At 63.5% G+C, this 12,940-nt stretch carries 15 protein-coding genes; 13 read left to right on the top strand and 2 right to left on the bottom strand.

Annotation, left to right across the window (positions count from 1 at the left end; all coding sequences use genetic code 11):
• The 11 genes from AB3G45_RS22675 to AB3G45_RS22625 all read left to right on the top strand — a co-directional run bounded on the left by AB3G45_RS22675 (position 1) and on the right by AB3G45_RS22625 (position 7,701).
• Positions 1-1,041, top strand: coding sequence for a flagellar hook-associated family protein (locus tag AB3G45_RS22675; protein ID WP_367832694.1), 1,041 nt, complete (start codon positions 1-3; stop codon positions 1,039-1,041).
• 38 nt (positions 1,042-1,079) lie between these two features.
• Positions 1,080-1,433 carry a flagellar biosynthesis regulator FlaF gene (flaF, locus tag AB3G45_RS22670; RefSeq protein WP_367832693.1) on the top strand — a complete coding sequence of 118 codons (354 nt, stop codon included), beginning with the start codon at positions 1,080-1,082 and terminating at the stop codon, positions 1,431-1,433.
• On the top strand, positions 1,430-1,876 hold the full coding sequence (gene flbT, locus AB3G45_RS22665) for a flagellar biosynthesis repressor FlbT (protein WP_024270944.1): 447 nt from the start codon (positions 1,430-1,432) through the stop codon (positions 1,874-1,876). Before flaF ends, flbT begins: the two co-directional genes overlap by 4 nt.
• On the top strand, positions 1,870-2,334 hold the full coding sequence (gene flgD / locus AB3G45_RS22660) for a flagellar hook assembly protein FlgD (protein WP_367832692.1): 465 nt from the start codon (positions 1,870-1,872) through the stop codon (positions 2,332-2,334). The genes flbT and flgD overlap by 7 nt, the downstream gene beginning before the upstream one ends.
• The gene (gene fliQ, locus AB3G45_RS22655) at positions 2,331-2,597 is read left to right on the top strand and encodes a flagellar biosynthesis protein FliQ (RefSeq protein ID WP_367832691.1); all 267 of its coding nucleotides are present in this window, start codon (positions 2,331-2,333) and stop codon (positions 2,595-2,597) included. The genes flgD and fliQ overlap by 4 nt, the downstream gene beginning before the upstream one ends.
• A 117-nt stretch (positions 2,598-2,714) precedes the next feature.
• Positions 2,715-4,802: a flagellar biosynthesis protein FlhA gene (flhA, locus tag AB3G45_RS22650; RefSeq protein WP_367832690.1), complete on the top strand. Its 2,088-nt coding sequence runs from the start codon at positions 2,715-2,717 to the stop codon at positions 4,800-4,802.
• A complete protein-coding gene (gene fliR, locus AB3G45_RS22645; protein ID WP_367832689.1) occupies positions 4,799-5,551 on the top strand; it encodes a flagellar biosynthetic protein FliR in 753 nt (250 codons plus the stop codon). Before flhA ends, fliR begins: the two co-directional genes overlap by 4 nt.
• A gap of 2 nt (positions 5,552-5,553) precedes the next feature.
• Entirely contained in the window at positions 5,554-5,952 is a 399-nt protein-coding gene (locus AB3G45_RS22640) for a hypothetical protein (RefSeq protein ID WP_367832688.1), read from the top strand.
• Between the two features lie 280 nt (positions 5,953-6,232).
• On the top strand, positions 6,233-6,790 hold the full coding sequence (locus AB3G45_RS22635) for a rod-binding protein (RefSeq protein ID WP_367832687.1): 558 nt from the start codon (positions 6,233-6,235) through the stop codon (positions 6,788-6,790).
• A gap of 15 nt (positions 6,791-6,805) precedes the next feature.
• Complete coding sequence (locus AB3G45_RS22630) at positions 6,806-7,174, top strand: hypothetical protein (protein ID WP_367832686.1); 369 nt, start codon at positions 6,806-6,808, stop codon at positions 7,172-7,174.
• Positions 7,171-7,701: a hypothetical protein gene (locus AB3G45_RS22625; RefSeq protein ID WP_367832685.1), complete on the top strand. Its 531-nt coding sequence runs from the start codon at positions 7,171-7,173 to the stop codon at positions 7,699-7,701. Before AB3G45_RS22630 ends, AB3G45_RS22625 begins: the two co-directional genes overlap by 4 nt.
• 133 nt (positions 7,702-7,834) lie before the next feature.
• Here the strand turns inward: AB3G45_RS22625 and AB3G45_RS22620 are convergent, their stop codons facing one another.
• Positions 7,835-8,617 (bottom strand): WecB/TagA/CpsF family glycosyltransferase, encoded by a 783-nt coding sequence (locus AB3G45_RS22620; protein WP_367832684.1) that lies wholly within the window; start codon positions 8,615-8,617, stop codon positions 7,835-7,837.
• 504 nt (positions 8,618-9,121) lie between these two features.
• On the opposite strand from AB3G45_RS22620, the gene folD reads away from it, so the two are divergent.
• Positions 9,122-10,021 carry a bifunctional methylenetetrahydrofolate dehydrogenase/methenyltetrahydrofolate cyclohydrolase FolD gene (gene folD, locus AB3G45_RS22615; RefSeq protein WP_367832683.1) on the top strand — a complete coding sequence of 300 codons (900 nt, stop codon included), beginning with the start codon at positions 9,122-9,124 and terminating at the stop codon, positions 10,019-10,021.
• A 110-nt stretch (positions 10,022-10,131) separates the two neighbouring features.
• Here folD and AB3G45_RS22610 read toward each other — a convergent pair whose 3' ends face one another.
• On the bottom strand, positions 10,132-11,160 hold the full coding sequence (locus AB3G45_RS22610; RefSeq protein ID WP_367832682.1) for a substrate-binding domain-containing protein: 1,029 nt from the start codon (positions 11,158-11,160) through the stop codon (positions 10,132-10,134).
• 311 nt (positions 11,161-11,471) lie between these two features.
• Between AB3G45_RS22610 and AB3G45_RS22605 the strand changes: the two genes are divergently transcribed.
• Entirely contained in the window at positions 11,472-12,830 is a 1,359-nt protein-coding gene (locus AB3G45_RS22605) for an ABC transporter substrate-binding protein (protein ID WP_367832681.1), read from the top strand.
• The last annotated feature ends 110 nt before the right edge of the window (positions 12,831-12,940 follow it).

Below are 12,940 nucleotides of genomic sequence, written 5' to 3'. Positions count from 1 at the left end.
ATGAAGGCTTCTTTCGTTTCCAACATGTCCCTGCAAAATGCGATGCGGCTCACCGTGGCCAGCGCGCAGAAGGAAATGTTGCAGCTCCAGGAAGAGACGGTCACCGGCCGTTATGCCGATGTCGGCGCCGAGCTCGGTGCCAAGACCGCACGCACGCTGAACCTGCACCGCGATCTCCAGCGCATGGAATCGCTGAAGAGCACCAACGCGCTGACGACGCAGCGCCTGGCCGCCTCGCAGGAAGCGCTCGGCCAGATGTCGACGGCGGCGAACAATGCGATGGGCGTGCTGATCGCGCTGTCCGGTATCACCTCGCAGGACCAGCTCGACCTTGCCAAGGAAAACCTCGGCAACGCGCTTTCCACCTTTACCGCGGCCGCCAACACCTCGTTCAGCGGCGAATATCTCTTCGCGGGCATCAACACCGATGTAACGCCGCTGAAGGATTATCTGGAAACGCCGGCCTCGGATGCGAAGACCGCCTTCGACACCCTCTACGCAGTCCATTTCAGCGCGACCGCCGAAGAGGACATCACGCCGGCGCAGATGCAGGCGTTCATAGACGACCTCGAAACCAGTTTCATGGGGGTCGACTGGAATACGGATTGGTCGGAGGCCTCCGACGAGAACATGCAGAGCCGCATCAGCGCCGCAGAAACCGTCCAGAGCTCGACCAACACCAATGTCGACGGCATGCGCTACATGGCGCTCGGCCTGGTGATCGGACAGGAACTGCTGGCGCGCGGCATCAGCGAGGATGCCCGCAAGACCGTCAGCGACGCGGCGATCGACTATATGGGCCGGGCGATTTCCGGCATCGACGGCGAACGCTCGAAACTCGGCATCTCCGAATCGCGCGTCAGCCAGGCCAATACGTCGCTCGATGCGCAGATCACCATCCTGACCACAAGCATCAACGACATGGAAGGCATCGATACCTACGAGGCGGCGACCCGCGTCACCACGCTCGAATCGCAGCTTTCGCTCGCCTACACGCTCACGTCGAGGATCCAGAACCTGAGCCTATTGAACTACCTCTGATGAACCAGAGGGTACGGACACACATGAAGGATGTCTGAATGTACCAGTTTTCATACGCCGAGATCATGGAGGAAGGCGTCGCCGTCTCGAAAGATCGGGAACGGCAGGTCCTCGAACGGTCGATTGCGCTCCTGAAAGCGGCAATGACCAGCAATGGCGGCAACCAGAGCCGGCAGGCCATCGAGGCGATCTACTTCACCCGCCGGGTGTGGCTCCGCTTCATCGAAGATCTTGGAGACCCCGAAAACCAACTCGAAGCCGAGCTGCGGGCCAACCTCATCTCCATCGCCATCTGGATACTCAAGGAGGTCGAGAAGATCCGCAAACGCGAATCCTCGAACTTCCAGGGCATCATCGACATCACCACCATCATCAAGGATGGCATCAAATGAAAAGTACACTGCGTATATCGCTGAAATCCGGTGAGCGCATCTTCGTCAACGGCGCAGTCCTGAGGGTCGACCGCAAGGTGGCGATCGAGTTCCTCAACGATGTCACGTTCCTCCTGGAAAACCACGTCCTGCAGCCCGAACAGGCGACCACGCCGCTTCGCCAGCTCTATTTCATCGCGCAGATGTCGCTGATCAACCCGGAAGGCGCAGAGCAGTCGATCGCCATGTTCCGCAAGTCGGTCATCATGCTGCTGTCCTGCTTCAAGAACGAGGAAGTGCTCGCCGAACTCAAGCGCGTCGACGCGCTGGTCACGCAGGGCCGCGCCTTCGAAGCGCTGAAGGCGATCCGCGCGCTCTACCCGATCGAGGACCGCATCCTCAACAACCAGGAAATGGCACCGGCCACGATCGAACAGATCCGCAGGGAGATTGCACCATGGTAACGCCCGTCGCCGCCGCATCGACGACCTCCACGTCCTACACGCCGACCGTCACCGGCGCCGAATCCGGCACGGACGAGAAGTCGGCGACCATCAACTACGAGAGCTTCCTGAAGCTGCTCGTGGCGCAGATGAAGAACCAGGACCCGACCGAACCGATGGACGCGACCCAGCAGATGGCGCAGCTTGCGACCTTCTCCCAGGTCGAGCAGACCATCAAGACCAACAAGAACCTGGAAAGCCTGCTCCAGCGCACGTCGCTGCAGGAAGCCAACTCCGTCATCGGCCGCACCGTCACCAGCGAGGACGGCACGATTTCTGGTGTGGTCACGGAAGTCACTCTGTATAATGACGGCATCGTCGCGACACTTGATTCGGGCAAGACGCTCATCATCGGTCCCGGCGTGAAGGTCAGCGAAACCGTGGCGAATACGCCTGAAACGAGTGATCCCGAAACGTGAATGAGGCAGACGCCCTCGACATAGCGCAAGCCGCCATCTGGACGGTGATCGTGGCCTCCGGCCCGGCCGTGCTTGCCGCCATGATCGTGGGCGTCACCATCGCCTTCGTGCAGGCGCTGACCCAGGTGCAGGAAATGACCCTCACCTTCGTGCCGAAAATCCTGGCGATCTTCGTGACGATCGCCATCTCCGCCCCCTTCATCGGCGCGCAGATCTCCATCTTCACGAACATCGTATTCTCCCGAATAGAAAGCGGCTTCTAGGTCGCCGGAAGGCGCCTGTGCCACCCTCGCGCAAGCTTCGCCCTGTAGGTCATGGGGTGAAATGGGCGACGCGTGTGACGCGCCGCTGCCTCTCATGACGAGACGGGACTCATCCAGATGGCGCAAGTACCGGCAATAAACCTTCCGAAGGTCAGCCCCAGCGGGCGCGATATCGCGTTCGCCATCGGCATCCTGACGATCCTGTCGATCCTCTTCCTCCCGATCCCGGTCTTCATGATCGACATCGGCCTGGCGTTTTCCATCGCCTTCTCGGTGCTGATCCTGATGGTGGCGCTGTGGATCCAGCGCCCGCTCGACTTCTCGTCCTTCCCGACGGTCCTCCTCATCGCGACCATGGTGCGCCTCGCGCTCAACATCGCCACGACCCGCGTCATCCTCTCGCACGGCAACGAGGGGCACGACGCGGCGGGCGGGGTGATCGCAGGCTTTGCCAGCCTCGTCATGTCCGGCGACTTCGTCATCGGTATCATCGTCTTCATGATTCTCATCGTGGTGAACTTCATCGTCATCACAAAGGGCGCGACGCGTATCGCCGAAGTCGGCGCGCGCTTCACCCTCGACGCCATCCCCGGCAAGCAGATGTCGATCGACGCGGACCTTTCCGCCGGCCTGATCGACGAGAAGCAGGCGCAGCTGCGCCGCCGCGAGCTGGAGGAGGAAAGCTCCTTCTTCGGCTCGATGGACGGTGCCTCGAAATTCGTGCGCGGCGATGCCATCGCGGGCCTGCTCATCACCGCCATCAACGTCTTCGGCGGCATCATCATCGGCTATTTCCGCCACGGCATGGAACTGGGGGAAGCCGCCGACGTCTTCGTCAAGCTGTCGGTCGGCGACGGCCTTGTCTCGCAGATCCCGGCCCTCATCGTCTCGCTCGCCGCCGGCCTTATCGTCTCGCGCGGCGGCACGGCGGGCTCCACCGACCAGGCCGTCATCAACCAGCTCTCCGGCTATCCACGTGCGCTCTTCGTCGCCTCCGGCCTGATGATCCTGCTTGCGCTCATACCGGGCCTGCCCTTCCTTCCCTTCATGGCGCTGGGCGGGCTGATGGCCTTCGGCGCCTGGATGATCCCGCGCCGCATCGCCGAGGAGAACCGCGTCAAGCGCGAGCAGGAGGCCCAGCAGGTCCAGCAGAGCCGCGACCAGGAGAAGGATTCGGTCAAGTCGGTGCTGAAGACCGCCGAAATCGAGCTCCTGCTCGGCAAGCAGGTCTCCACGCGCCTTCTCGGCGCCCATCAGGAGCTTGCCTTCCGCGTCGGCAAGATGCGCAAGAAATTCGCCGGGCAATACGGTTTCGTCGTGCCGGAGATCAAGGTGTCGGACGACATCTCTATTCCCGACAAGTCCTATCAGATCCGCATCCACGGCACGACGATCGCGTCCAACATCGTGCGCGTCGGCGAAGTGCTCGTCGTCACCGGCGGGGGGCGCAAGCCGAGCGTTCCGGGCGACGATATCCGCGAGCCCGCCTTCGGCATGCCGGCCGTCTCGATCCTCGAGACCTTCGCCGACGACCTGCGCCGCGAAGGCTTCCATCCGATCGACAACGTCTCGGTGGTGCTGACGCACCTGTCCGAAGTCATCCGCAACAACCTTCCGCAGCTTCTGTCCTACAAGGACGTCAAGGTGCTCATCGAGCGCCTCGATCCGGAATACCGCAAGCTGGCCGACGAGATCTGCTCGTCGCACATGTCCTATTCCGGCCTCCAGGCCGTGTTGAAGCTGCTGCTCGCCGAGCGCGTCTCGATCCGCAACCTGCACCTCATCCTCGAAGCGGTCGCCGAGCTTGCCCCGCATGTGCGCAAGACCGAGCAGATCGTCGAGCATGTGCGCATCCGCATGTCGCAGCAGATCTGCGGCGACCTTGCGGAGAACGGCGTGCTGCCGGTGCTGCGCCTCGGCAACAAGTGGGACATGGTGTTCCATCAGGCGCTCAAGCGCGATACCAAGGGCGAGATCGTCGAATTCGACATCGATCCGCGCCAGCTCGAGGAGTTCTCCGAGCAGGCGACCCGGGTTATCCGCGAGTTTCTCGATCGCGGCACGCCCTTTGTGCTGGTCACGTCGCCCGAATCGCGCACTTATGTGCGCATGATCATCGAGCGCCTCTTCGCCACATTGCCGGTTCTCTCGCATGTCGAGCTCGCCAAGGGCATCGAGATCAAGATCCTCGGCTCCATCTCATGATCACGGACCCGCAGGGCACGGTGCTGGCGCTCTTCGCCGCCTTCTGCCGTGTCGGCGGGTGCTTCATGCTGCTGCCCGGCTTTTCCTCCGCGCGTCTTACCGTGCAGGTCCGCCTGTTCCTGGCGGTGGCGGTGTCCATGGCGGTGCTGCCGATCCTGTGGGACACGATCTATCCGCGCACCTCGGGTTCGCTCGACAGCTATTTCACATTGATCGTCTTCGAGACCCTGACCGGCGCCGTCATCGGCCTCATCGCCCGTTACTACGTGCTCGGCCTGCAATTCGCCGGTACGGCGTTGACGATGATGATGGGCTTCAACGCGCCGCCGACGCCCGACGTGCTGGAGGACACGGCGGAGAACCAGCTGACGAACCTCGTCTCCTTCGCCGGCCTGATGGTGCTCTTCATGCTGGATTTCCACCATGTCGTCATGCGGGCGCTGGTGGAATCCTACAATGTCATGCCGATCGGCGCGGGCTTCAATCCGCAGGGCGCGCTGATCACGCTCACCGACACGCTGAGCCAGACCTTCATGATCATGCTGCGGCTCGCCAGCCCCTTCATCCTCTACGGCCTGGTCTTCAACGTCGCCGTCGGCCTCATCAACAAGCTGGCGCCGCAGATCCCGATCTATTTCGTCTCGCTGCCGTTCATCATCATGGGCGGGCTGCTGCTCATGTATTTCGGCATTTCCTCGCTGCTCGAGATTTTCGCGGCCGGTTTCACTCCGGTCTTCCGGGGAGAATAGCGATGGCGCAGAGCCGTTCGGATAAATTGAAGCGTCTCGTCGGCGTGCAGCGCCATCTGGAGAAGATGGCGGAGATCGACCTGGCCAACACCACGCGCCAGCGCGAGGAGGTCGCCGAGACGATGGAGGTGGTCGCCGACGCGATCAACTCGCTCGATCCGGTCCACCGCAACTTCTCGCGGCATTATTCCGGCCGGTACGGCAAACTGCAGCAGCAGGACCAGATGCTGGCCAACGTGCAGCAGATGCACGAGATGCGCGTGGTGCGCGAGCGCACCAAGGGCGATCGCATGGAAGAGCACCGGAAGGAAGCCCGCAACGCCGAGGATCGCGAGGCGGACGACAATTCGATCTACGACCTGATCGACCAGCATATCGCCTACAAGACCGGCGACGAATAGGTGCCGGCGGAATAAGTCGCTGTAACGAAAGGCGATTTGCCGCGGCCTTGTCAAACTTGCGTCAAAATGGATTTGCCGCGCCTTCCCGTCACGACTTCATCATCCGCCACCAGCCTCCCGTAAGGTTGAGCAGCGATAGTCGCCCCAGGACGATGACGAGGTTTGTCGAAGCGGCCGCTAGTGCGGCGCGGATGGATCCGAAGTCCTGAACGGTCAGAGGCCGGCGAACCGCCATGAGGACGGGTTCGGCTTACGAGGATCACCTGAAAGGCTCAAGGACGTGGCAATTTCTCCCCCCAGCGACCTGGTGCTCGATGTCGTGCGCGCCGCCGACCCGACCCAGGTTCAGGAAGCGCAGGCCAGGCTGAAATCGAACAAGGCCGCCTTCGAGGCGACGAGCCTTGCCGAGGCCGGCGCCGGCTTCCAGGCCACCGTCGGCAGCATTCTCAACCGCGATTCCGTCAGCGCCCAGTCGGCGCAGGGCGTTTCCGCCGTCGGCGGCAGGGCCGTGCCGGAACATCTGCGCAAGTTCGAATCGATGGTGTTGCAGAATTTCGTCAAATCCATGCTGCCGACCGACAGCGAGGAAATGTACGGCAAGGGCACGGCCGGCGAGATGTGGCGCGGCATGATGGCCGACCAGCTCGGTGAGGCGCTCGCCAAGGGCGGCGGCATCGGCATTGCCGAAAGCCTTGCCAAGAGCAGCGGCATCGGCGCGGCCTCGCCCGAGAAGGACAAGAACACCGACCGTGTCGCAGCCGGCATGGTACAGGCCCTGCAGCGGCAAGCCTTTGCCGACCTGACGCCGGGCATCAAGGAACACGAGACGAAGATCTAGGCGGAGAACAACAAAATGGAACAGGCAACCAACGAATTGCGCATCCGCACCGTCCTCGGCCGGCTCGAGACGATCATCGACAACGAGAACGACAATATCGGTCGAGATCCCGATTTCGACCTGCCGACCTCGAACGCCCACAAGAGCCGTTGCCTCTACGAACTGGCGATGCTGTCGCGCGACGTGCGGCCGGACGAGATGCCGCAGACGTTCTCCGGCCAGCTCGGCCGCGTGCGCGACAAGCTCGCCGTCAACGCCCAGCGCGTCTCCGCCCATCTGGAGGCCGTGCGGGAGGTCGTCACCATCCTGAAGAATGCCGTGCAGGACCTTGAGGCCGACGGCACCTATTCGCAGGAACAGTTCCGGCTGGGTTACGGCACATGATCAAGCTCATCGGCACGGGCGTCTGGATTCTCCTCATCACGCTCGGCTCGGTCTATTTCTCGCTGAAGATGGCATCGGCCCCCAAGGTCGACACGGAAGCGGCCGAGCGCGAGGCGGCGCTGGAATTCGTCAGCGGATACACGACGACGGTGCCCGTGATCGGGGAGGGCGGCGTCAACGGCTACCTGCTCACCAAGCTCGCCTACAAGGCGAACAAGGAACTGGCGGCCAAGCAGACCGTTCCCCTGCCGCAGATGATCACCGACGAACTCTATACGCTGCTCGTCGGCAAGAAGATGATCGACGTTGCGACGGTCGGCAGCTTCGACGTGGAAGCCTTCCGCGGCATCGTCAAGGAAGGCCTGAACCGCCGCTTCGGGGCAGAGGTCATCGCCGAGGTCTATGTCGAGCAGATCGACTACATCACCACCGCATCGGTACAGGATCCCGCGCCCAAGCGCGGCCAGACGCTCGTCAAGGGCGAGGTCCCGGCCGTCAAGCCGGCGGAGGCGAGCGGCGGGCACTAACGTATGTCGCGCAAAAGTGTGTAGCGGTTTTGCGACAACGACATGCGAAAGCCAAAGAGCTGACGCGCTTTAGCGGAACCGCTCGGCGCGCTCCGGGTGAAGCAGCTTCTTCGTGTGAGGTCGGCCGGCCGCGTCAGAGCGAGCCGGCTTTTGCCGCATGGCCGTCGCCACGCGCCGTCATGGATCCGGACAGCCTGTAGCGCAGCCGATGGTATGCAAGGGCGATGCGGGCCTTGTGCCGGTGCATCCGCGACGGGTCCCGCATCAGCCGGTAGATCCCGTCGAGCCGGAGCCGGCGGACGGCCTGCGGCACCGGCGGCGTGTCGCCGGCGAGCGTCTCGAACAGCGGGCCGAGGCTGAGCACCAGCCGGGCATGGCCGGGGCCGACATGCCGGTCGATCCATTTCTCCTGCGCCGGGCTGCCCGTGGAAACGAGCAGGATATCGACATTCGCCGCACGCACCCGTTCCATGATTGCGTCCGACTGGTCCCGGTCGAAATGGCCGTCGGCGATGGGCAGGAATGCGTGCCAGGGCGTATGCCGGCGAAGATTGTCGACGGCGCGCGCCAGCGTTTCGGGCTCTGCGCCGATCAGTGCGACGCGCATCGGCCGCGCGATATAGGTGAGAAGGGCAGGAACGAAGGCGGCGCCGGTGAGGGTCGCCATTCCGGAGGCGATGGCGACGCCGTCGCCGTCCGGCAGCACGACCTGCCGCTCCAGGACGGCGCGGTATTCGGGATCGCGCGTCATCAGGACGGCATTGCCGGCATCGATGAAGGCGATGACGCTCTGGCCGAACGGCATGGTCGCCACCTCCTCGGCGAAGGCGAAGGCGTCCGCCCAGCCGAGATCGCAGACCGGCAGGCCGAGGATATCGCGCTGCGAGGCGGCGATGGTGCCGGACACGAGGTTCATGGCAGGGATCCTTTTTGAAACGGTCGCAGGCGGACGAGGACCGTCCCGAAGGGTCGTCATGACCTCCCGGACGGCATGTTCGGCACGACCCGTGGGAAAAGGCGTCATGCTGCTCCCGCAAGGCTGCTGGTGGTGCCTGCCGATTTAGCAAGTTCCCCTCAAGGGCCGTTTAAGGATTTCCGGAAAAGGCGGCGGACCGTGTTCATCCCTTGCCAACCATGATGATTTCCCTGATAATAATCTTTGAAAAACAATGGATTGATGGTTGTCATCTCAACCTTCCCGCTTCGGTTCTGCGTCAAAAAAGGACTTTCCGCCCGGTAATGCGCGGTTCCGGCATGCCGTCGCCCGCTCTTTCAACGCTGACAGGAAACGGCACGGATGGACGCTTTCCTGCAGGAGACGCTTGAAATTATGCGTTTTGGACAGCATAGGGCGTTACGAGGCCATCCCGCCGCGCGGGCGTCCCGCTAGACTGGGCGCACTTCATTCAGGGAGAGAAATGTGACCACCATTATCGATGGGAAGCAGGTTGCCGCTTCCGTGATTGACGCCGTGAAGTCCGCTGCCGCCGCCCTGGAGAAGGATGCCGGCGTGCGGCCCGGCCTTGCCGTCATCATCGTCGGCGACGATCCGGCAAGCCACGCCTATGTCTCCTCCAAGAGCCGCATGGCCAAGGAATGCGGCTTCACCTCCATCCAGCACACGCTGCCGGAGGAGACGACGCAGGACGAGCTTGCCCGCCTCGTCGAGACGCTGAACGGCGACGAGACCATCCACGGCATCCTCGTCCAGCTGCCGCTGCCGAAGCATCTCAACTCCGAGCGGATCATCCAGTCGATCAGGCCGGATAAGGATGTCGACGGCCTGCATGTCGTCAATGCCGGCAAGGTAGCGACGGGCGATCTCGACGGCGGCCTCGTGTCCTGCACACCGGCCGGCGCCATGGTCTTCGTGCGCCGCACCCATGGCGAGGACCTGTCCGGCCTCAACGCCGTGGTGATCGGCCGCTCCAACCTCTTCGGCAAGCCGATGTCGGCCCTGCTGCTCGCCGCCAACGCGACGGTGACGACCGCCCATTCGCGCACCAAGGACCTCGCCGGCGTCTGCCGCAACGCCGATATCCTCGTCGCCGCCGTCGGCCGCCCGGAAATGGTCAAGGCCGACTGGGTGAAGCCCGGCGCGACCGTCATCGACGTCGGCATCAACCGCATCGCCGCGCCGGAAAAGGGCGAGGGCAAGTCCCGCCTCGTCGGGGACGTCGCCTTCGAGGACTGCGCCAAGGTCGCCGGTGTCATCACCCCGGTTCCCGGCGGCGTCGGGCCGATGACCATCGCCATGCTGATGGCCAATACCGTCATCGCCGCCTATCGCAAGGCCGGGCGTGTGCCGCCGAAGTTCTGAGCGGAAACGCCGTCAGTTTAGGGGCAGCCCCTCATCCGCCTGCCGGACACCTTCCCCCGCAGGCGGGGAGAGGGTGAGGGGCAACCCCCGGCCCGGCTTCCTGAGCCAGCCTATTTCCCCGCCGGCGCCGGTCCCGTCGAGGCGCGCACGATGAGGTCCGCCTTCCAGAGTTCCTGCTGCGGCAGGGTCTCGAGCCCCAGGATGTCGGAGATGAGGCGGCGGGCGATGCGCTGGCCGGCGGCGCGCAGCGACGAGCGCGTCGTCGTCAGCGGAACCATGAAATTCTCCGGCTTCAGCATCGGCAGCACGTCGTCATGGGCGATGAGGGAGATGTCCGCGCCGAGCTTCAGCCCCGCCTGGTTGATCGCCCGCACGGCCCCGAGCGCCATCACCGTGCTGGAACACAGCACCGCCGTCGGCGGCGTTTCGAGCCGGAGGAAGCGCTCCATGGCGCGGAAGCCATGTTCGTCCGTCATCTGTGAATGCTGCACGCAATCTTCGCGCAGCGTGAGGCCGTGTTCGGCAAGCGCCCGTACGGTGCCCTTCTTACGGCGGATCGAGTAGGCAAGGTGGGCCGGCCCGTTGATCAGCGCGAAATGCCGGTGGCCGAGCTGCGCGAGCAGGCGCGCGGCCTCGTAGAAGGCGCCGGTATTGTCGATGTCGAGATAGGGATAGTCCGTCGGCACGCCGATCGACCGGCCGTGCACGACGAAGGGTGTCTTCAGCGTCTTCATCATGGCGATGCGCGGGTCCTTCTCGCGCATATAGGCAAGGAACAGCGCGTCCACATTGCCGCTCGCCACCAGCCGCCGGCAGGTCGCGACCTCTTCCTCCGGATGGCTCGGATTGATGACGAAGTGGAAATCGTGCTTGACTGCCTCGTCGCCGAGGCCGGCGAGGAACTCGCCGAAATGCACGTCGGATTCGATGCCGTCGGCCGTCGGCATGACGAGGCCGATCGAGCCGGCCCGGCCCGTCGCCAGCCGCTGCGCCGCCCGGTTCGGCCGGTATCCGGTCTCCCGGACAGCATCGAGCACGCGCTGGCGGGTCTCGGCATTGACCTCCGGATAGCCGTTCAGCGCTCTGCTCACGGTTGTCTGGGAAAGCCCCAGCAACTGCGATAATTGCTTGAGATTCACATGCTTAGCTTTCTTGAAGCGCCCGAAGCGCTTTGGATGTCGTCTCTCATCTTTCCCTGATCCCTTGCCAAAGCGTCCCGGCATCTAACATCAGCAAATCATTTAGGAAAAGCGGATTTGACCTTTTTGCGCCGCAAAACTACGCTGCACTGCGTTCATTCCGGCGTTTTTGTCCGCAAATCCTTGAGGGGTACTTGACGAGGCTCAGGGGGAAATGGGATGAAAGGAAATCCAAAGCGCTTTGAATTTTGGGGTATTTTAGAGAATGCCTGCCCCGGGAGAGGGCGGGTTTGCTATGGGAGGCAAATCTCGTGAAAAAGACATTGCTGATGACGGCCGCGCTCGCTCTTTTGATGGCGGGCGGCGCTGCCGCGGCCGACTTGAAATTCCAGCCGGGTGAGGATTCCAAGTTCAACTGGCAGAGTTTCGAGGATTTCAAGAAGGCCAACGACCTCAAGGGCCAGACGCTGACCATCTTCGGTCCCTGGCGCGGGGAGGACGAGGCGCTGTTCAAGGTCGTCTACGCCTATTTCACCGAGGCGACTGGCGTCGAGATCAAATATTCCTCTTCCGAGAACTATGAGCAGCAGATCGTCATCGATACCCAGGCCGGCAGCCCGCCGGACGTCGCCATCCTGCCGCAGCCGGGCCTGATCGCCGACCTCGCCTCCAAGGGCTACCTCACCCCGCTCGGCGACGAGACGAAGCAATGGCTGCTCGACAATTATGCCGCAGGCCAGTCCTGGGTCGACCTTTCGACCTACAAGGGCAAGGACGGCAATGCCGCGCTCTTCGCCTTCCCCTACAAGATCGATGTGAAGTCGCTCGTCTGGTACGTGCCGGAGAACTTCGAGGACGCCGGCTACGAAGTGCCGAAGACCATGGAGGACCTGAAGGCGCTGACCGAGCAGATCGTCGCCGACGGCGGCACGCCCTGGTGCATCGGTCTCGGCTCGGGCGGCGCCACCGGCTGGCCGGCGACCGACTGGGTCGAGGACCTGATGCTGCGCACGGCTTCGCCCGAGACCTACGACAAGTGGGTGACGAACGAGATCCCCTTCACCGACGCCTCGGTGGTCGGCGCGCTCGATGAGTTCGGCTGGTTCGCCAAGAACGACAAGTTCGTCGATGGCGGCGCGGCGGCGGTCGCCTCCACCGACTTCCGCGACAGCCCGAAGGGCCTCTTCGCCTCGCCGCCGAAGTGCTACCTGCATCACCAGGCGTCGTTCATCCCGTCCTTCTTCCCGGAAGGCACGGTCGTCGGCGAGGATGCGGACTTCTTCTACATGCCGCCCTATGCCAGCAAGCCGGAACTCGGCAATCCCGTCCTCGGCGCCGGCACGCTCGCCATGATCACCCGGGACACCCCGGCCGCGCGCGCCTTCATCGAGTTCTTGAAGACGCCGATCGCCCATGAGGTCTGGATGGCGCAGACCAGCTTCCTGACGCCCTACAAGAGCGCCAACAAGGAAGCCTATGCCAATGCGCCGATGAAGAAGCAGGGCGAGATCCTGCTCAACTCGACCACCTTCCGCTTCGACGGTTCGGACCTGATGCCGGGCAAGATCGGCGCGGGGGCGTTCTGGACCGGCATGGTCGATTTCGTCGGCGGCAAGTCCGCGGCTGACGTCGCCGGCGGCGTCCAGAAGGCGTGGGACGCCATCAAGTAACATCCCGGCAAACCGGCCGGCAGCCGCCGGCCGGTTTTCCTGAAGCATGCCGAAGTGCAGCCGGACCATGCGGGCGCTCCGCGTGAGCGCTCGATGTGACCGTTTCAAGG

This window comes from Shinella sp. S4-D37, from assembly GCF_040812195.1.
In the GTDB taxonomy this organism is placed as follows: domain Bacteria; phylum Pseudomonadota; class Alphaproteobacteria; order Rhizobiales; family Rhizobiaceae; genus Shinella.
The sequence above is the reverse complement of the archived record's forward strand: the minus strand, read 5'-3'. Positions and strand labels throughout refer to the sequence as shown.